This window comes from Pseudoalteromonas prydzensis, from assembly GCF_011050055.1.
GTDB classification, from domain to species: Bacteria; Pseudomonadota; Gammaproteobacteria; order Enterobacterales; family Alteromonadaceae; genus Pseudoalteromonas; species Pseudoalteromonas prydzensis_A.
In genome coordinates this window covers 1-19,159 of record NZ_DRGM01000199.1, presented here as the reverse complement: position 1 = coordinate 19,159, position 19,159 = coordinate 1, and the positions used below count along the sequence as shown (strand labels likewise).

Annotated in this window: 17 protein-coding genes and 1 riboswitch; of the genes, 8 read left to right on the top strand and 9 right to left on the bottom strand. The window is 41.2% G+C overall.

The genetic code is table 11. The features are described 5' to 3' along the window. Window positions 1-9 precede the first annotated feature (9 nt). On the bottom strand, window positions 10-927 hold the full coding sequence (locus ENH88_RS20445; RefSeq protein ID WP_304185147.1) for an ExeA family protein: 918 nt from the start codon (window positions 925-927) through the stop codon (window positions 10-12). A 128-nt stretch (window positions 928-1,055) separates the two neighbouring features. Here ENH88_RS20445 and ENH88_RS20440 point away from each other — a divergent pair, with 128 nt between their 5' ends. Beyond that, the gene (locus ENH88_RS20440) at window positions 1,056-2,165 is read left to right on the top strand and encodes a tRNA nucleotidyltransferase (RefSeq protein WP_304185146.1); all 1,110 of its coding nucleotides are present in this window, start codon (window positions 1,056-1,058) and stop codon (window positions 2,163-2,165) included. A gap of 9 nt (window positions 2,166-2,174) precedes the next feature. Here the strand turns inward: ENH88_RS20440 and ENH88_RS20435 are convergent, their stop codons facing one another. The 4 genes from ENH88_RS20435 to ENH88_RS20420 all read right to left on the bottom strand — a co-directional run bounded on the left by ENH88_RS20435 (window position 2,175) and on the right by ENH88_RS20420 (window position 5,506). Beyond that, the gene (locus tag ENH88_RS20435; RefSeq protein WP_304185145.1) at window positions 2,175-2,684 is read right to left on the bottom strand and encodes a DUF1566 domain-containing protein; all 510 of its coding nucleotides are present in this window, start codon (window positions 2,682-2,684) and stop codon (window positions 2,175-2,177) included. After that, window positions 2,681-4,354, bottom strand: coding sequence for a DUF1566 domain-containing protein (locus ENH88_RS20430; RefSeq protein WP_304185143.1), 1,674 nt, complete (start codon window positions 4,352-4,354; stop codon window positions 2,681-2,683). Before ENH88_RS20430 ends, ENH88_RS20435 begins: the two co-directional genes overlap by 4 nt. Window positions 4,355-4,449: 95 nt before the next feature. Beyond that, window positions 4,450-4,782, bottom strand: a complete 333-nt coding sequence (locus ENH88_RS20425; protein WP_304185142.1) for a hypothetical protein — start codon at window positions 4,780-4,782, stop codon at window positions 4,450-4,452. Window positions 4,783-4,798: 16 nt separating this feature from the next. Next, window positions 4,799-5,506 (bottom strand): DUF2982 domain-containing protein, encoded by a 708-nt coding sequence (locus ENH88_RS20420; protein ID WP_304185141.1) that lies wholly within the window; start codon window positions 5,504-5,506, stop codon window positions 4,799-4,801. 266 nt (window positions 5,507-5,772) lie between these two features. On the opposite strand from ENH88_RS20420, the gene ENH88_RS20415 reads away from it, so the two are divergent. From ENH88_RS20415 to msrA, 3 genes are all read left to right on the top strand, one after another. Further along, window positions 5,773-6,825 carry an efflux RND transporter periplasmic adaptor subunit gene (locus ENH88_RS20415; RefSeq protein WP_304185140.1) on the top strand — a complete coding sequence of 351 codons (1,053 nt, stop codon included), beginning with the start codon at window positions 5,773-5,775 and terminating at the stop codon, window positions 6,823-6,825. A 3-nt stretch (window positions 6,826-6,828) separates the two neighbouring features. Next, entirely contained in the window at window positions 6,829-9,927 is a 3,099-nt protein-coding gene (locus ENH88_RS20410) for an efflux RND transporter permease subunit (protein ID WP_304185139.1), read from the top strand. A gap of 136 nt (window positions 9,928-10,063) precedes the next feature. Continuing rightward, window positions 10,064-10,600 (top strand): peptide-methionine (S)-S-oxide reductase MsrA, encoded by a 537-nt coding sequence (gene msrA, locus ENH88_RS20405; RefSeq protein ID WP_304185138.1) that lies wholly within the window; start codon window positions 10,064-10,066, stop codon window positions 10,598-10,600. Between the two features lie 86 nt (window positions 10,601-10,686). Here the strand turns inward: msrA and ENH88_RS20400 are convergent, their stop codons facing one another. Beyond that, the gene (locus ENH88_RS20400) at window positions 10,687-12,522 is read right to left on the bottom strand and encodes a TonB-dependent receptor domain-containing protein (protein WP_304185137.1); all 1,836 of its coding nucleotides are present in this window, start codon (window positions 12,520-12,522) and stop codon (window positions 10,687-10,689) included. A 34-nt stretch (window positions 12,523-12,556) separates the two neighbouring features. Next, window positions 12,557-12,723: riboswitch (cobalamin riboswitch) on the bottom strand. Between the two features lie 221 nt (window positions 12,724-12,944). Beyond that, window positions 12,945-13,427 carry a YajQ family cyclic di-GMP-binding protein gene (locus ENH88_RS20395; protein ID WP_304185135.1) on the bottom strand — a complete coding sequence of 161 codons (483 nt, stop codon included), beginning with the start codon at window positions 13,425-13,427 and terminating at the stop codon, window positions 12,945-12,947. Between the two features lie 155 nt (window positions 13,428-13,582). Between ENH88_RS20395 and ENH88_RS20390 the strand changes: the two genes are divergently transcribed. Further along, window positions 13,583-13,933: a VanZ family protein gene (locus ENH88_RS20390; RefSeq protein ID WP_304185133.1), complete on the top strand. Its 351-nt coding sequence runs from the start codon at window positions 13,583-13,585 to the stop codon at window positions 13,931-13,933. After that, window positions 13,926-14,834: a ketopantoate reductase family protein gene (locus tag ENH88_RS20385; RefSeq protein WP_304185131.1), complete on the top strand. Its 909-nt coding sequence runs from the start codon at window positions 13,926-13,928 to the stop codon at window positions 14,832-14,834. The genes ENH88_RS20390 and ENH88_RS20385 overlap by 8 nt, the downstream gene beginning before the upstream one ends. 31 nt (window positions 14,835-14,865) lie before the next feature. On the opposite strand, the gene thiI is transcribed toward ENH88_RS20385, so the two are convergent. After that, window positions 14,866-16,323: a tRNA uracil 4-sulfurtransferase ThiI gene (gene thiI, locus ENH88_RS20380; RefSeq protein ID WP_304185129.1), complete on the bottom strand. Its 1,458-nt coding sequence runs from the start codon at window positions 16,321-16,323 to the stop codon at window positions 14,866-14,868. A gap of 102 nt (window positions 16,324-16,425) precedes the next feature. Further along, entirely contained in the window at window positions 16,426-17,079 is a 654-nt protein-coding gene (locus ENH88_RS20375) for a TetR/AcrR family transcriptional regulator (RefSeq protein WP_304185127.1), read from the bottom strand. Between the two features lie 251 nt (window positions 17,080-17,330). On the opposite strand from ENH88_RS20375, the gene coaD reads away from it, so the two are divergent. Both coaD and ENH88_RS20365 read left to right on the top strand, forming a co-directional pair. Then, window positions 17,331-17,813: a pantetheine-phosphate adenylyltransferase gene (gene coaD / locus ENH88_RS20370; protein ID WP_304185126.1), complete on the top strand. Its 483-nt coding sequence runs from the start codon at window positions 17,331-17,333 to the stop codon at window positions 17,811-17,813. Then, window positions 17,810-19,159 (top strand): capsule assembly Wzi family protein (locus tag ENH88_RS20365; RefSeq protein WP_304185125.1); only part of this gene is annotated, 1,350 nt, incomplete at its 3' end. The genes coaD and ENH88_RS20365, both read left to right, overlap by 4 nt.

Genomic DNA, 19,159 nt, shown 5'->3' with positions numbered 1-19,159 from the left:
GACCATTAATTAAAGAATAAACGACAAACCAATACCCATACTGAGCACGGTTAAAAATGCCAACGGGTAGAGCCAATTAAACGACGACTGCGGCGCTAAACTAACCGCACTTAACGCACTCGGCGGTAACGCTTCTTGTGCAGAGCGCATCACTATATCACTATCAATCATGGTTAGCTGCTTAGAAAAGGCCCCCATTAAACAGCGTTCACATAATAAGTTCACTAAACGCGGGATACCCGCCGTCACTAAGTGAATTGTTTTTAATGCATCATTTGAGAATAACCCTCGATCACACCCTGCAACATATAAACGATGTTTAACATAGGCAAAGGTTTGCCCCTCGGTTAATGGCAATAAATGGTAACGCGCGGTGATCCGTTGTGCTAACTGGCGTAACTCATTACGTTTCAGTAAGACTTGTAACTCAGGTTGGCCAACTAACACGATCTGCAATAATTTTTTATGATTGGTTTCGATGTTAGTGAGCAATCGCAACTGTTCAAGTACATCAGGCGCAAGTAGCTGGGCTTCATCTATAATTAAAATAGTGTGGCCACCAGCTTGATGGTTCGCTTCAAGGTGCTTTTTGATTGCATCAGTTAAGGTTTTTAAGGTGGCATTTTGCTGATCATAAGCGATGCTGAATTCATCACAAATACTAGCCAACAGCTCCAACTGCGACAAAGCAGGGTTATGGATCAATGCCACTTGGGTGTTCTCTGGCAACTGCTCTTGCAAGCTGCGGGTAAGGGTTGTTTTCCCGGTGCCCACTTCGCCAGTAAGTAATACAAAGCCCCCCGCTTCACCCAAACCATAGGTTAGGTGAGCCAAAGCCTCTTTATGACGTTCGCTTAAAAACAAATACTGTGGGTTTGGCGCGATTGAAAATGGTTTTTCTGACAAGCCAAAGTAGCTTAAATACACCCTGAATTTCCTTACTGAGTAAATCAGCGCCTATAATGGCAAAAAAATGCGCTAAGTGAAAACCTTGTTAGCGTTTTATTAGTTAAATAACGTAAAATAGTTTGCACAGTTACTATTCAGGGTGAGTTATGCAAGTTTATTTGGTAGGTGGCGCAGTTCGAGATGAACTACTTGGGCGAGTTATTAAAGAGCGCGACTACGTAGTTGTAGGAGCAACCCCAGAACAATTACTGAAACAAGGCTATCAGCAAGTCGGTAAAGACTTTCCGGTATTTCTACACCCACAAAGCAAAGATGAATATGCCCTCGCCCGTACTGAACGCAAACAAGGCCAAGGGTATACTGGGTTTGTCTGCGAATTTTCAGCGGATGTCACCTTAGAAGATGATTTACACCGTCGCGATTTAACGGTCAATGCCATTGCTAAAGCGGATGATGGCAGCTTAATCGACCCTTACGGTGGCAAACAAGATTTAGATAATCGTATTCTGCGCCATGTATCCGAGGCATTTAGTGAAGATCCACTGCGGATCTTACGGATTGCGCGATTTGCCGCACGCTACCACTATTTAGGCTTTACCATTGCCGATGAAACTAAAGCGTTATTAACTCAGATGATCAACCGTGGCGAGCTAAAGACACTGACCGCAGAACGTATTTGGTTAGAGTGTGAAAAGTCACTCGCTGATGGTGCATTTGCTGAATTTCTAAATGTTTTAGCACAATTAGGCGCACTCAGTGCGATTAGCCCAGCTTTAGCGAGTAACTGGAACGATGAATTATATCAACAACTAAAAACCCGTTACGCATACGCACAAAGCCAAAATATAACGACACAGGCATTATTGTTTGCACAAGCTACCAGCTCGTTAACCGCCGATGACATCAAAGCCATTAGCGAAACGATTCGTTTACCTAATGACGTACGTGATCTCGCATTACAACTTAATGCCCATCAAGCAATCTTAACTAGCCCAACAATCACCGCTGAGCAATTACTCAACTGTTGTAATCAACTCGATTTATGGCGCCGCCCAGAGCGATTTGAGGCTGTACTTAAAGCTATTGAGATTAATCAAGCCGCCCTTCTTACAAACCAACAACAATTTTTAGCGGCAACTAAAACAGCTAAAGCAATCAACCCGCAACAATTTATTGCCCAAGGTATTCAGGGCGCAGCAATAAAAACCGCGCTAGAACAAGCGCGGTTAGAGGTATTTCAGCAGTATTTTAACTAACTAAGCTAGTTACTTTTCATAACGTACTAGCCGTAAATACACGAATGACTCTTTATCGTGCAAACTGTTAAGGCCTCTATCAAAGGTATATACCCAAGCTGAGGTTTTATCAGCAATGGCTGATGTACTAGTCCAATAGTTTTCACTTAGATTGCCCAAAAATACGCTTTCATTAATGCTGGGGGTTACGCAGCTGTGCTCTAAAATACTGGCAAGCTCTTTATTATTAGGCACTTGCCAATCCTTATAAGAGCCAGTCCGATCGTTTACCGCAGCTCTTAATGCCGCTTGCCAATCCACTTGCACAATGCTGTTTAAGCAACTATTGGTTGTTACATCATAGTTTTGCCCATAACTACAGGTTTGCCACATAAGTCCGGTGATACTGTCGCTCACCGTGCCATCTGTGTGTAGTGTAAAACGCGCTGTAGCCGTTGTTTGTGTTACACCTTCATAACAGGTCTGCACAGCCATTGCTGCAGGGCTTGCTAACAATAAGCCAATTAATAATGATTTCATTGTGCTGCTCCTGCGGTTCTAACTAAACGAACAAAGGCGGTGTTACTTTTCGGATAAGCCAAATCATTCCCGTCGCTCATATCAAAAATATACGCTTGCGATAAACTGGTGCCATCGACTGCGGTTTGTGAAGTCCAATAAATGAGCCCATCCGCGAGTAAGTTACTATTAGGCGTATTGGGAAAGTAGTTTTCATCAAGTAATATTGATTGTCCATGCTTGCCATAATTAAGTAACGTTAATAGCTCAGTGTAAGTAGGCACTCGCCAGTTGCTACCGCCACAATAATCAAGGGCATTAACTTCATTAACATACTCTTGCAGATTACAATTACCGTTATTAGAGCAAGTACTATTAGCTGTTCCGAGCACACTCCCCGGTTGTACACCATCTTCACTATTTAAATACCAGGTATAATGATTTTGCCCTTCGCGAAGTTGCGTGTTAGGTAAAGTGCCAGTATTAGGGCTTTTTACTTCCCAAATCAAACCCGTAACGTTATCGCGAATACAGCTAAAATTAGCGGCGCTGTCTAATAACTCATCGGCAAACTGGTTAAGTTTTGTAAAATCAAATGCCTGCTCGCCTTTACCCACTTTTTCAATATGCGAGCCAACCCCACTATCACGCCCTACAGAAGCATCTTGGCGAGGAAAATCAGGACTGCTGCACGCTATTTCTTGGGTATTGTTATAACACTTGCTCATCCCAGTATCATTAATAAGACCCAGCGGTTTAGAGTTAACCACAATATCTACGCTATCTTTATCAGTGCGTCCTTTACTGTCGGTCACTGTTACTTCAAAAGTATGCGTGTTAATCGCTTCGGTTGCCGGTGCAGTGAAAGAAGTAATACATTGCTGTTGGTTATCAAGCACCGCAGTGCCAACGGTTTGCTGCCAAAAACATTTAAAGGTTTCTGTCACGGTTTCTGATGCTGTGGCATCTAAGGTCACGGTTTCCAGCTCAATAACATTCTGATCGTCACCAGCGTTAGCAATCAGCACTTCGCTAGTTTTGTTTAAAGTATGAGAGTATTGGAAGCTCGACTCTCCCCCTTCATCGTCAACCACAGTTATTAACCAAGTGATCAAGGTATTAGTATCGAGCAATGGGTGCGAAAAACTAATTGTCGCATTACTGTTACTGTCTACCGCAAGGGTTGGCCCTGCAATCTGTTGCCAGCTGTAACTATTGATCTGGCCATTTTCATCAGGGTCTATCGAGCCTGCCGCACTCAGAGTGACTATATCTTTATAATCAGAAGGTAACGTCTCTGGTGCGGTTTGAGTAACAATGATTTGCGGAAGCTGATTATTTGATTCTATTGCAATCAGTAAGTCATCAGTGACTAATTGGCCATCGCTGGTCTGATAGCTAACACGCAGTAATAATTCGCTGTCTGCTTTAATGTCAGGGGCGATTACGGTTTGCAGTGCACCATCAAGCGGGAAGCCGTCAATAATGGGGCCACTAATTCGCTGCCAAGTAAAAGTACCATCCGCTGGAGAGCCTTTGGCTTCAATGGTAAATTCACTTTTTTCAATAATTTGCTGATCATTCCCAGCAAATACCGATGCGGCCACAACAGGATTATCATTTCCCCCTCCACCGCCACCACATGCGGCTAATAAAGTTAAAAATGGGGCAATTATTAAGGGGGATTTCATGCACTGCTTCCTCATTAAATTCGAAATTACATAACAGTAAACGCTATGCCAATTAGTTTATGAAGCAATTACAGTGCCAGTAGAGAAGAAAAATATTATAAATAACTATCTTGATGAATGCGGACAAATAGCTTAGTCCCTATTTTACTGTAATCAATCTTGTACTCGCGGCCATCCAATGCTTGGATAAACAGTAAGCGTTTTTCTTCGCCAAACACATCAACACTACTAACATAAACAACTTCTAAATAGCGCTCTTTAGCTTCGCGGCGGTTTTTTGGCAACTCTTCCTTAAATGGCTCTAAACCATGTTGAGTTACTTTGATTTTTGGGTGCACTTCAGAATTCACGATCACTAAATCGAGTTTTTTATCTTTATGGATAATGGTATTTCTGCCACTTTTAATAAAAGATCTATCTTGGCTCATAGCTTCATCCTACTAACTAACGCCTATTCTCAAGCGTCTTTCTCTCTAATTGAGATTCTATAAATACTACTGGGTTACTGTGCCACGCATTTAAGTTACGGCTAAAGTCCCAAATACTTCTATCTAATACACTTGCAGGTAACAACAGATCGTATCCGGTTAGTTGCTGTAAATGCCGCATTCTATTAGCAAACATGGCTATTAGGCCATTAAAGCTGCGCCCATGCACTGAAGTGTAATGATTATCTTCAACTAGCCATTCTGATGGGCAATTGCCATTTTTGCAATGTTTTTGAATTACTTGCATAAATAAATGTCGTTGCTCGATCAATAATTTACCAGCAATTCTTGGCGCTAATTGTGATAAAAATTCATCGCTATTGTTAAGTTTAATCCCTACCGCATTTAACTCAAGTTGTTCAAGCTGTTGCTCTACTTTAGGGATCCCACTGTGATGGAAATTTTCTTGCTTAACACACCAATAACCATACTTATGCTGGTAAATAAGCTCTTGTTCTGTAATAACTAAACTATAAAATGGCTCTTGAGTTTTTAAAAAGCCAACAAAAATAGCCGCTAAGCACATACTCACCAAAAAAATTTCTAAAATACTAATTTCATCAGGGCGCAGTAAATTAAACAGCATTATGAAGATCAGCCCTATCGCACCAACGGTAAGAATCTCAATACCATTGCGCGCGCCTTGCGCACGTAATTTCAACATGGCGTGCTTGCGTTTAACCATAACGATAAAAAACTATATAAAAAACGTACATAACTATAGCCCAAATAATCAATTTACGTATTTTCAAACAACGTGAACACTTGCTCGTTAACTTCATAACTTCCTCATTTATAATTACAAAACAGGAACAAATTGACAAATACTTTAACTTTTACGCCTAACCGACAGATTTATGAGATACGCGACAGCTATTCCACGCTGTTATTTTGTACACTAGGGGCAATTAATTTTCCGGTATTTTAAAAATGTATGTAAAGCAATCTGGCAAAGCGCTATTTCCATTTATCATTACTGTACTTATTGGCCTGTGTGTTTACCTTTATTTGCCAAGTAGTCAAGGTGAGCAATCCGACTTTACTGAAAGTGCAACCCAAGTAACCGCTCACACTGTAGCAAGTGAAGAAAATGCCGTTCTTATTGAGGCTATCGGCAGCGCGCGTGCGAATCAAGCGATTTATATCAAAAGCGCACAAAATGACTACGTTACTGACATTTATTTCAAAGATGGCGACTTAGTCAGTAAAGGCCAAAAACTAGTACAATTACAATCATTGCAAGAAGAATTGACAGTAAAAGAGCTGGCAATCAACTTACGTGAAGAAAAACGTCAACTAGAGCGCTTAACCGAGCTTTCTCGCTCACAAGCAACTGCAAAGTCACTCTTAGAAGAGCAATTATCGCGCGTTGATGCCACCGAAGCGCAGTTAGAAAATGCCAAAACAAAATTATCTGAGATGACCATTACCGCACCATTTTCAGGTATTTTAGGCAAGCGTCAAATTTCAATTGGTGCCTATGTCAATAACAGTACAATAATTACCAGTTTAGATGATATCAGCATCATCAAGGTAGATTTCAAAGTACCTGAAAAATACCTAGCGCAATTAAACGTTGGCATGAAGGTCATGACCCAAAATGACGCTTACCCTGAGAAAACCTTTACCGGTAAAGTAACTCACGTTAGCACCCGTATTGATGCCGTTACCCGCAGTGTTGAAGTAACCGCAAGTTTTGCTAATAAAAGTGGCTTATTACGCCCTGGTATGTTGCTTAATACCGCACTGCAGCTGAGTTCGAGTCAAGCTATGATGGTGCCAGAGAAAGCGGTTATTCCACAGCAAGATAAACATTTTGTTTTTCAAATTGAAGACGGTATAGCCACTAAAGTTGAAGTTAATGTTGCTGGTCGCCACAACGGCTGGGTAGCCATTGATGAAGGTATTAGTAATGGTCAACTAATTGTTACAGAAGGAATTATTAAAATTCGTTCTGGTAGCAAAGTGTCTGTGAAGGGGTAAACCGTGAAAATTACTGATACCAGTGTTAAACGCCCCGTTTTTGCGATTGTAATAAACTTATTGCTCCTCACCTTTGGTTTAGTGGCATTTTCCATGTTACCACTGCGCGAATATCCTGATATTGAATCACCCATTGTCAGTGTTAGCACTGAATATACCGGTGCTTCAGCCGAAATTATTGAAACCAAAATAACTCAAGTACTCGAAAACCGTATTTCCGGTATTGAAGGCATTAAAAGCATTAACTCTTCAAGCCGTAATGGTCGCTCTAATATCACCATTGAGTTTAATATCAGCCGTGATATTGATGCTGCATCAAACGATGTACGTGAGCGTGTAGCCCGTGCACTTGATAGTCTACCTGAGCAAGTACGCCCGCCAGAAGTATCTAAATCTAACAGTGATGAAAGCCCTATTGCATGGTTTTTACTCAATAGCGATACGATGGATTCATTACAACTGTCTGATTATGCACAGCGCTTTATTGTTGATCGTTTAGCCGTGGTAGACGGCGTATCGAATGTACGTGTTGGTGGCGAACGTAAATATGCCATGAAAATTTGGCTCAACCGCCAAGCAATGGCGGCGCGCGGCATAACCAGTAGTGATATAGAAAACACCCTACGTACAGAAAACGTAGAATTACCAGCGGGTGAAATTGAATCAATCGACCGTGACTTTACCGTGCGAACTGCGCGTAGTTACAAAGAGCAACGTGACTTTCAAAATCTGGTCATTAAACGTGGTGATGATGGTTATTTAGTTCGCCTTGGTGAAGTGGCTGACGTACATTTAGAAGCCGCTGATGATGAAAGCTTATTCCGGGGTAACGGCCGTAACATGGTGGGCTTAGGGATTGTAAAACAAGCGAAAGCCAATACACTTACGGTGGTTGATAACGCCCGAGCAGAACTTGAAAAAATCAAGCGTAACCTCCCTGAAGGCACCACCATTCAAGACAGTTATGACTCATCAATATTTATTAAAGAATCAATTAACGAGGTTTACAGCACGCTTGCCATTTCAATGGCCTTAGTGGTGTTAATTATCTTCTTATTTTTAGGGAATATTCGCGCTACCTTGATCCCAGCCGTAACAGTACCGGTTGCGTTAGTCGGCAGCTTTATGTTCTTACTGGCAATGGGTTATTCTATTAACTTATTAACGCTACTGGCGCTGGTGCTGGCAATTGGTTTAGTGGTAGATGATGCCATTGTAATGCTAGAGAACATTCACCGCCGTATTGAATTAGGCGAACCAGCCCTACTGGCGGCCTATCGCGGCGCACGCGAAGTTGGCTTTGCCATCATTGCCACTACCTTAGTATTGATCTCGGTGTTTGTACCTTTGGTATTTATGGATGGCCGCATTGGTGCCCTATTTACTGAATTTGCCATGGCCGTGAGTGCAGCGGTGTTTTTCTCGAGCATTACTGCGTTAACTCTCTCCCCAGCTCTGTGTTCATTAATTCTTAAACCCTCCTCAAAAGAGGGAAAATTTAGCCAATGGATGGACCGCATTTTTGACAAGGTTGAGCAAAGCTATAAAAACGCATTACGTTCAAATATGACCCGTTCTGGCGGCTTAGCGATTACCTTGCTACTCGCTGGTTTTGTTAGCTATTCATTGTTCCAACAAATTCCATCAGAGTTGACCCCCAAAGAAGACCGCGGTACGTTTTTCTTAATGATGAGCGGCCCAGAAGGTGCCAGTTATGAAAATAATGCACAGAATATGGCAAAAATTGAAGAGCGCTTAATGCCTTATTCTGAGTCTGGCGAACTGAGCCGCGTATTAGTGCGTGTGCCTGGTTGGGGCGACACTGGCGGAGTTGCCATTGTTGGCATGGCTGATTGGAGCGACCGTAAACGCTCAACCTGGCAAGTAATGGATGAGATCAGCGCTAAGATGAACGAAGTAACCGATGTGCGAACATTTGCCATTATGCGCAGCGGCATTGGCGGTGGTGGTTCATCCCGACCGATAGAGTTTGTATTGCAAGGTAACGATTACGATCAACTTGCCGATTGGCGTGACCGGATCATTAAACGCGCAGAGAAAAATCCAGGGCTAGTACGAATTGATCATGATTACAAAGAAACTTTCCCACAATTTTTGGTCAGTATTGATAAAAATAAAGCCGCAGATTTAGGGGTGTCGGTGTCTGATGTAGGCCGTACACTGGAAACTATGCTTGGCCAGCGTCGTGTTACCACCTTTATAGACCGCGGTGAAGAATACGATGTAATTTTAAAAGGCACCAAGGCAGACTTTAAAGATCCAACTGATATTTCAAATATCTATTTAAAATCACGCAGTGGTGAATTAGTCCCGCTAGATAGCTTGATCAGCCTAAAAGAAGAAGCCACAGCCTCGCGTTTGAATCGTTATAACCGTATGCGCGCTATCACCCTTAGCGCCAACCTTGCAGATGGTTATACACTCGAACAAGCGCTTAACTTTTTGAATGAAGTAGCCGCGCAAGAGAACGATATAGAGGGTGCGGTTGATTACAAAGGTGAGTCACAATTATTCTACGAAGGTGCGTCAGCAATGACCTACGTGTTTATTCTAGCGCTTACCGTTACCTTCTTGGTGTTAGCAGCGCAATTTGAAAGCTTTGTGCACCCGTTTGTTATTATGCTTACAGTACCACTTGGCTTAATGGGTGCCATGTTTGGCTTGTGGTCTACGGGGCTTACTTTAAATATTTACAGCCAGATCGGGATTGTAATGTTAATAGGTCTCAGCGCTAAAAACGGTATATTGATTGTCGAATTTACCAATCAGCTGCGTGATAAAGGCGTAGAGTTTAGTGAGGCAATATTACAAGCCGCAACGATGCGACTACGCCCTATTATTATGACCTCATTAACAACGGTAATGAGTGCCGTGCCGTTAGTGTTGGCATCTGGCCCTGGCGCTGAAAGCCGTATGGTAATTGGTGTGGTGGTGTTTACCGGTGTTATTGTCGCAACCATACTGACGCTATTTGTAGTGCCTGCGGCCTATTATGCGCTGGCTCGAAACACGCAATCACCCGAGTTTTTACAACAAAAGCTTAATCAGCAAGAAGCTGAAAAGCCACTTAAAGAACTCTAAACAAAGCGCGTTGCTGCACCTTGCAGCAACGCTTCCACTCTATCCTCACTCTAACTCATGAAATAAAACACCGTCTTTGCCGTTCTTCTGCTAGGCTAGAACATCTGCGTAATTTAACGTTTTTAGGAGTACATATATGAGCACAGAGATTCAAACTGCAACCTTTGGTGGTGGCTGTTTTTGGTGTATCGATGCCGCATTTAGACGTGTGAAAGGCGTATTACAAGTAAGCTCTGGCTACACAGGTGGCGAAACAACGGATCCAACCTATAAACAAATTTGCACAGGGCTAACAGGTCATGCTGAGGTCGTTAATATCGAGTTTGATAGCAACCTAATAAGCTATGAAACCTTGTTAGCAATGTTTTTTACATTGCACGACGCCACACAACTAAACCGCCAAGGCAATGATGTGGGTACGCAATATCGTAGTGTGGTTTATTATCATGATAGTGAGCAACAAGCGCAAACAACCGACTACATTGCTAAGCTACAAAGCCAAATTCGCGAAGACATCGTCACAGAGGTAAGCCCTGCAACCACGTATTATCCTGCAGAGCAATACCATCAAGACTATTACAACGAAAACCCTGAGCAGCGTTATTGCAGTTTATTAATTGCACCTAAACTGCAAAAGTTTGAACAAGACTATAAACAGTTTTTAGTAAATTAAGTAAAGCGCTAAACAAGTATTTTCATCTCAATAAAAAAGCCCGATACGCAAAGGTGTCGGGCTTTTTTATTTAAGCGAGAACGAAATTAGAACTGGTAGCTGGCACCAACAAAGAAGCGACGGTCAGCTGTATTGTAGTAAAACACTTCACCAGTTGCATAATCCATACTTGAGTCAACTGCGTTGTACTGCTTATCAAATAAGTTTTCAACGCGTAAAGAAAACGAAAGAGCTTGATTTAATTGGTAATTAGCAGTTAAGTTCCATAACGTATAAGAGCTAAGCTCTGTTACTTTACCTTGACGATCACTGCGGTATTGCATATCAAAACCAGCATCAAAATCGCCCCATTGCTTCGCAACAGACCAGTTCACAGTACGTGGTGAAACATAAGCTTGCTCAGCACCCGTTTGTGTATTTTCTGCATTTAGATAAGTAAAATTAAACTGATTATCAAAGCCCAAGATTTCATTTGTGAAACTAAATTCAACCCCCTCATGACGTGCTTCATTAATATTAGCTGGTTGCCAATTACCAGCGGCATTAGGTGCCCAAGCAATTAGGTTCTCGATATCATTTCTAAAAACAGATATATCAACACTAACGTCTGAAAAATCAAGACTCAGCCCTAGTTCTTGGTTCACCGATGTTTCCGGTACTAAGTCTGGGTTACCTGACATTGGATAATATAAATCATTAAATGTTGGCGCTTTAAAGCCCGTACTTTGACTTAGTCTAAATGTTGCATTTTCATGCAAGTGATAGCCAACAGCAGCTGTATAAGTTGTCTCATCGCCAAAATATTGATCATCATCATAACGAACGGCCAGATTAGCTAAAAGTTGCTCGTTATCATAATAACCACCAATGTACCCTGCATACACTTCACGGCTATTTTCTGCATAATCACCTGACGTTCCTGAGATATCATCTTTATACCAGTTTAAACCACCATTAATATCGAACTCTTCATTGACCAAATAAAGAGCATTGTAATCAATCTGCGAACGTTTTGTGTCGAATACATCAACAACAGTACCACCAGTAAAGTCTACGCTCGCATTATCTGAACCATCTCTTGATAGAGCCACATCGACAGAGTGCTGCTGATTAGTAAAGGATTTCTCCCAACCAAAAGCTAATTGATAGTTTTCAAATTCATTATTTTCTATGGTACTTTCAACTGGCGAAAACGCACTGTCATATTTAGCATTACCTTCACTGTATTGCCCTTTTGCGGTTAATTCACCAAGTAGCTCATCGGCATATTGAATGTTAAAGCCAATATTTTTGTTTTCATAGCCATCATCATCTGGTGCTACACCTTGTAGCACATCAAAACCATCTGTTTTTTCAAACCCAGCATTGAACGATGCCGTAACTGCATTTACAACAGTTGTGCCTGCGACTTGATAGTTTTGATAAGCGTCTGTGCCAAACGTCGCATCAAGCGTTAATCCCTGCTCTTTACGAGTAATTATATTAATCACACCGGCAAGAGCATCCGAGCCATACACAGCTGCACGCGAGCCTTTAACTATTTCAATGCGCTCTATTGAATTAAGAGGAATATTACTAATTGATTTATAACCAAGGGTTGCAGAGCCTGTTCGTACACCATCAACTAAAATTAGAGTATGACGTGACGATGAACCGCGAAGCGATATGCCTGAGTTTTGCCCAAAGCCGCCATTGGAATTTATTTGAAAACCAACTTGTGTTGCTAACAAACTTGGTAAATCACGAACATTACTTGTTTCAATATCACTGCGCTCAATAACAGCAACACTGGCAAGAACGTCAGTAATTGATTGCTCGAATTTATTCGTTGTTACAGTGATATGTTCAATTGATTGCTCTGCAGACACAGAAAAAGATAACGCAGCAGCAATTGCTACGCCTAGAGTAGATTTGTTTAACATGACTTCCCCTGACCCGCGCCCACCGCACAAGTGATAGTAAATTGACTTCAAGGCCGGTCTCCGGACTTAACATAGTTACTTGCGTATATTATGTATCACCGTTGCGGGGGCAGTGTTGGATTGTATTTGTATCCTACAAATAGCACCAACTTCCCGATTATCTTGCTGTACCTATCAACAACCTTGAAAAGTAACTACAAGCACCTTAAAAATAGGTGGTTATTGTGATTATTTTAGGGGGAAAAGTCAATGGACGGCTATACATCTAAAGGTTCTAGGTTCTAGGTTCTAGGTTCTAGGTTCTAGGTTCTAGGTTCTAGGTTCTAGGTTCTAGGAATAATCATAAGTTCTAAACTAAAAAAGCCAAACTACATTGCTGCAATTTGGCTTTTTCTACACCTAGAAACCTAGCTCCTAGCTTGCTAATCTCTAAAGTTTTTAAACTGGAACGGTTGTCCTAAATCGGCACTACGCACAACTTGCATGGCTTCTTGTAGGTCATCACGCTTTTTGCCAGTAACACGTACTTCTTCACCTTGAATAGCGGCTTGTACTTTTACTTTAGAATCTTTAATGGCTTTAACTACTTTTTTAGCCATGTCTTTTTCGATACCTTGCTTTAGCGCAACATTACGAAATACATTTTTACCGGCACGAGAAATGTCTTGTAGCTCTAAACTTGATACGTCCATACCACGCTTTGATATTTTATTAGCCAAAATATCAAATAACTGCATAACTTGTGAATCAGCTTCCGCTTTTAATTTAATTGTTTTATCGTTAAGTTCAATCGATGCATCAACACCTCTAAAGTCAAAACGGGTTTCTAATTCACGGTTAGCATTATCTACAGCATTTTTTGCTTCGTTCATTTCTACTTCTGAAACAATATCAAATGAAGGCATGGATCTTCTCCTAACAAGATTTTTAAAAATTAATATGAGGGTGATTATAACGCCTATTTTAAAAATCTTTACATTTTTATGCGCTTTGTTCAGGTGCGATACGAAATTTGTTTGATATACTGCGGCTCTGTTTTTGAACGATTTTAGGATTTATCGTGACTCGGCGTGTTTACCAAGCACTATTTTTAGTGAGTATAGTGGCGTTTACTTTTTTGTTTGCCAAGGAAATTAAGGGCGCGGCGAACTTATTTCCGCATGTTGATAAAGTAGCACATTTTGGCATTTTCTTTATCCTTGCTGTGGTAATGGATAAAGCATTTAAAATTCCGCTACTAGTACAAATTTTGTTACTTGCAGGTTATGGTGCAGCAATTGAAGTAATGCAAGATATGCTACCGTACCGCCAAGCATCCGTTGCTGATTTTATCGCGGATTTTGCCGGCGCTGCGAGCTACTTTGCCATTAAGCTAATTTTCCATATTGGCGCAAAACCTAATCATGGCTAATATCGTCATTGTTGGTGATGGTGCGATAGGCTTATTGTATAGCCATTTTTTAAGTGCGGATAATCAAGTTACCTTAGTCACGAGAAGTGGCGACGGCAAAAATCAATATTATTACCAACAAAACCAGCAGCAACAGAGTATTACTGCGGCGGTATTAACCACCAAGCAGTTGGCTGCATTAGCCAATAAAACCATTGATACGGTTATTTTTGCTGTAAAAGCCTACCAAGTAAGCGATGCGTTCAAACAGCTAACACCTTACTTTTCTAAGCAATGTAATATTGTATTATCCCACAATGGCTTAAGTGATTTAGCTCCCCTACAAAGGCAATTGCAAAACCAGCAAGGGTTGTATTTTTTAACCACTCGATTAGCTGGCTATAAAGCAACGCCAACTACGGTTGCTCACACAGGCAATGGAGCAAGTGTATTAGGCAGTTGTAATGCAATTGCAGCAACTCGCAGCCAAAAGCTAATGCAGCAACTTGGCGGTTTGCAGAATCTCAGTTTTAGTGAGCAGATCACATTACTACGTTGGCAGAAGCTGTTAGTGAACATTGCCATTAACCCACTTTCGGCGCTGTATAATGTAAAAAATGGCGCGCTTACAGCACCAAAGTACTGTGGCATAATTTTAAATACCTTAAACGAAGCGTGTTATGTAGCGAATCAACTAGGCATTAATGTACAACTTACAACAGCACTCGAAAGCGCCTACCAAGTGATGAGCGATACCAAAGATAATTACTCGTCAATGCAGCAAGATGTACTTCACAATCGTACCACTGAAATTGATGCGATGTGCGGTTATATATGCCAACAAGGCAAACAACTCGGTATTGACACACCTCATAACCAATCTTTTGTTGATGCGATCAGGCACAAAAAAAGCGCGATTTAACTCGCGCTTTTAACAATCCGATCAGCCTTACTTATGGGCGATAAACTTTTACATTGGCAAAGCCACTGTCGTGCAGGATAAGCGCTTGCAGTTGGCTCATTACACCTTTGGCGCAATATAAGTAATAGTCTTTGTCTTGTGGCAAATCACCAAATTTAGTCGCTAAGCGGAAAAACGGTAAGTGCACAACTTCAATACCCTCAATTTCAAGCGGGTTGGCATCTTCCTCTTCCGGTGAACGAATATCAACAACAACCGCCCCAGCTGGTAAATCAGACACTGACTCTGCTTCTTTAAGCTCTTGTTTTGCTTCAACGTCAATGTCGCGCACATCCATAATACGTGCATTTTCAATAACGGTATTCAGCACATCAAAATCAAACCTTTGCTCTTCAGCTTCTACCACTGCGATTTTAGCTTTTACTGTTGGCTTTTTAGAGATCACCCCACAGTATTCAGGCATTGTTTCAGCCATTTCAGCGGTGCCGATTTTACGAGCGATGTTTATAATTTCTTGTTTGTCGTGTTGAATCAGCGGGCGTAAAATAAGCGTTTCAGTCACACGGTCAATCACACTTAAGTTTGCTAATGTTTGACTTGAAACCTGACCAAGGCTCTCGCCTGTAACCAACGCTTGAATACCCATTTTTTCAGCAATCTGGCTGCCTGCTCGCATCATCATACGTTTTAAGATCACGCCCATTTGGCTGTTTTCAACATTTTCCAAGATCTCGGCAACAACAGGTTCAAAGTCAACACTGATAAATTTAACTTTGTGAGTTGAGCTAAACTGCTTCCAAATATAATAACTAGCTTGTTTAACGCCGATTTCGTGTGCCGCACCACCTAGATTAAAGAACAAAAAGTGGGTACGAGCACCTTTGCGGATCATTTGATAGCTGGCAACACCTGAATCAAACCCGCCCGACATTAACGACAAAACATCTTCTTGCGTTGGCAATGGGAAACCAGCCATACCATGATGAGTGTGCGTTACGATATATGCTTTATCATCTTTAATTTCGAGACGAATAGTTACTTCAGGGTTTTTCAGCCTTACGCTTGCACCATCAACATGCTGATTTAAACCACCACCTACATAGCGCTCCACATCTGTCGAGGTAAAATCATGGTTACCTTGGCGTTTACAACGAACACAGAATGTTTTGCCGACAACAGTATGGCCAATCATATCTAACGCTTTTTCGTAAATATCATGAAGGTTTTCGTAGCTGGTTTCGGTCACTTCAATAAATTGCACAATGCCAGGGATACGTTGCAAGCCATTAATAAAATCAAGGCGCATTTGCGCATCATCAGATTTAGTTACAACCGATATATTGTCCCAGTTATTTTGTACTTGTACTTTTTCGTCAAGCTTACGTAATACAATTTTAATGTTGTTTTCTAGCAACTTAGTAAAACGTTTACGCACAGAACGGCTTTTAATGGCTATTTCAGGATGGAGTTTGACGATAAATTTAAGCATAGTTTACTCGTTAGACAATATTAAGAATTCACGCACCCACGTGTTGGGCGCGCGATTATAGCAAAAAATCTAACGTCTAGGAAATAAACAAAACCCCAACTGCTAGCTGGCAGGTTGAGTCTGCGCTGCTAGCGCGCTATATTTCTCGCGTAACAGGTTAATTTGCGGGATGCTTTGCTCGGTGCCAAAGGCTTTGAACAGCGCCAATACTTTCAAAATACCGTTATAAATATCTTGCTGCATGAGTTCACCACTTAAACGTCTGGCTTTAATATAAGGAGTCCAAAAACTTACAGTGATTTTTAGCATATGAGCAAGTTCAATGGCATCTTCATCGTCAATAGCGATCATGCCACCGTCACGCAAACCAATCACAATTTCGCGTACTTGGCTTAGTAAAGCTGCTTGAAATTCAATGTAGTCTTTTTTCAGTACATCATCACGGGATAAAATATCCCCCAAATTGTCATAAAAAAAATGAAACCGCCACATCAATTCAAACAGAGCATCAAGATACCCAGTTAAGTGCGTCAGTGCTTCATCATGCTTTGCCATTGGTACAAATTGAGTGTGTAAATGCTGGCTGTATAATGCGAAAATATGGCGAATAATGTCTTCTTTATTTTTAAAGTGATAATAAAGATTACCTGGGCTGATCCCCATATGAGAAGCGATATGGTTAGTCGTTATTGCACGCTCACCATGTTGATTAAATAGCATGATGCTAGTTTTAATGATTTTATCCTTGGTACTCATATCCTGCTACTCTGGTTGTTTTTATTTAAGTAAATGCTCAGAATTCACTCAGTATTATTAGCCGCGCAGTATATACAAATATAATCCAATAAAATACCACCTTGAAAATTTCTAACCCGTAATTCGTAGTTATTGTTTCTTAATGAAATAAACTCATTTAAAAATGAAGATGTGCAGTCGCAATTTGCAGGCTGATCTAGACAACAAAGACTGTTAATATAGCAAGCCAAAATAACATTAAGCCGATATTTATGAAAGTCACCGCAATTTACCCAGGTACCTTTGATCCATTAACCAATGGGCACACAGATTTGATCCAGCGGGCAGCTAAAATGTTTGATACTGTAATTGTTGCAGTTGCTCACAATCCTAGTAAACAACCTTGCTTTAGTCTAGATGAGCGCGTAGCACTTGCCAATAGTTTGCTAACTCACATAGATAACGTCAGTGTTATTGGCTTTTCAGGATTACTGGCTGATTTGGCGCGTGATCATAATGCAAATGTGTTGATCCGAGGAATTCGTGCGGTGTCTGACTTTGATTATGAATTTCAGCTTGCCAATATGAACCGTCGCCTGAACCCTGATTTAGAAAGTGTATTTTTAACTCCAGCGGAAAAAAATTCGTTTATTTCTTCAACATTAGTAAAAGAAGTCGCTCGTCATAAAGGCGATGTCAGTGAGTTTGTACACCCTATTGTCGTAAAAGCATTACAGGAAAAATTACACGGATGAAGTTAAATATCTATTTAAGTGCCTTAGTTGTACTCGCAGCTCCTGCGTTTGCAAGCCCTTGGATTGAAAGCGATGACCCATTACTGCGTGCATCAATTGAAATGTTGTTTAATCAAGGTGTAATTAAACAGCCAGTTAATAGCTACCCCTTGATGTGGCAGGGAATTGCCAGAGATTTGAATGCGATTGAAAGCAGTACGTTACCTGCGCAAAGTCAGTTTGCTTATCAACATGTAAAACATGCTTTAGAGAACGCAAAACAAAGCAGCAGTTCCGGTGTTAGAGTTAATTACAATAGCGCACCAGAACTACAGCAAAGCTTTGGCAAACGCGATCAACAAAAAAGTGGTGTAAATAGTTATGGCGCAATCACAGGCAATCGCGTCAGCGCCAAAGTAAGTGTTAATTACGCGGATGATGCACTTGATGATAAACACATAAACTACCATGGCAGTTATTTAGCTGTATTAATGGGAAATTGGTCTGTCAGCGCTGAACAAGTCAGTCATTGGTGGGGACCAAGTAATGATAATGCGTTACTGCTTGCAAATAATGCATCGCCAATGAAAGGTCTACGCATAAACCGTGCTAACACCCAATATGTGGGTCCAAGCTGGCTGTCATTTATTGGCAACTGGCAGTTAACGGGTATTTACGCCAAACAAAAGCCACATTTAAATAGCGGTGAAAAAGGTGACTATTGGGCAATGCGGTTTGCCAGCACCCCGCTACCAGGACTTGAAGTTGCATTTAGCAGCGCAGCCTCTGACTATTTAATCAGTACAGAAATAAATCCCGATACACTCGAGGTCATCACGAGTAAACAACGCTTAACCAGTTTAGATGCTAAGTACTCAACCAGCATAGGCACTCAACCGATTGCTTTTTATACTGAGTTAATGGGCAAAAATGATAGTGGTGTTGCACCCAGTGATCCTGTTTATACAGTGGGTGTGGAAAGCTTTTTTGGTGATCAAAAGCAACTACTTAAAACCTATTTTGAATATTCTAATACCGAACAAGATTGTACAGCGCAACTTAGTTGTGATGAGACCTTTACTAACTATGCTTGGGCCTATAATCATAAAGATCGCTTAATTGGCTCAGCAACACCGCTGCAAAGTAAATCGGCCGTATTGGGTGCTCATTATCATACTATGAACGGTTATGCCGGTTATGCTAAATTACGTTGGTCGCAAAGCGAAGTTCTAAACTCAACTCAAACACCTGAGACATTTGATCGTTTGCAATTAGAGCTTGGTTATCAGCAGGCTATATTTAGTGGTTTATGGAAGATCAGTGGCTCTGTGTATAAAGACGAATTTGCTAACGAATCTGATACCAAC

What these genes read in the sequence shown, in the direction of transcription:
- ENH88_RS20420 (WP_304185141.1), bottom strand. Translation starts at nt 5,506, where the DNA reads ATGTTGAAATTACGTGCGCAAGGCGCGCGCAATGGTATTGAGATTCTT.
- ENH88_RS20400 (WP_304185137.1), bottom strand. Translation starts at nt 12,522, where the DNA reads ATGTTAAACAAATCTACTCTAGGCGTAGCAATTGCTGCTGCGTTATCT.
- ENH88_RS20385 (WP_304185131.1), top strand. Translation starts at nt 13,926, where the DNA reads ATGGCTAATATCGTCATTGTTGGTGATGGTGCGATAGGCTTATTGTAT.
- ENH88_RS20440 (WP_304185146.1), top strand. Translation starts at nt 1,056, where the DNA reads ATGCAAGTTTATTTGGTAGGTGGCGCAGTTCGAGATGAACTACTTGGG.
- ENH88_RS20375 (WP_304185127.1), bottom strand. Translation starts at nt 17,079, where the DNA reads ATGAGTACCAAGGATAAAATCATTAAAACTAGCATCATGCTATTTAAT.
- thiI (WP_304185129.1), bottom strand. Translation starts at nt 16,323, where the DNA reads ATGCTTAAATTTATCGTCAAACTCCATCCTGAAATAGCCATTAAAAGC.
- ENH88_RS20430 (WP_304185143.1), bottom strand. Translation starts at nt 4,354, where the DNA reads ATGAAATCCCCCTTAATAATTGCCCCATTTTTAACTTTATTAGCCGCA.
- ENH88_RS20425 (WP_304185142.1), bottom strand. Translation starts at nt 4,782, where the DNA reads ATGAGCCAAGATAGATCTTTTATTAAAAGTGGCAGAAATACCATTATC.
- ENH88_RS20395 (WP_304185135.1), bottom strand. Translation starts at nt 13,427, where the DNA reads ATGCCTTCATTTGATATTGTTTCAGAAGTAGAAATGAACGAAGCAAAA.
- ENH88_RS20435 (WP_304185145.1), bottom strand. Translation starts at nt 2,684, where the DNA reads ATGAAATCATTATTAATTGGCTTATTGTTAGCAAGCCCTGCAGCAATG.
- ENH88_RS20415 (WP_304185140.1), top strand. Translation starts at nt 5,773, where the DNA reads ATGTATGTAAAGCAATCTGGCAAAGCGCTATTTCCATTTATCATTACT.
- coaD (WP_304185126.1), top strand. Translation starts at nt 17,331, where the DNA reads ATGAAAGTCACCGCAATTTACCCAGGTACCTTTGATCCATTAACCAAT.
- msrA (WP_304185138.1), top strand. Translation starts at nt 10,064, where the DNA reads ATGAGCACAGAGATTCAAACTGCAACCTTTGGTGGTGGCTGTTTTTGG.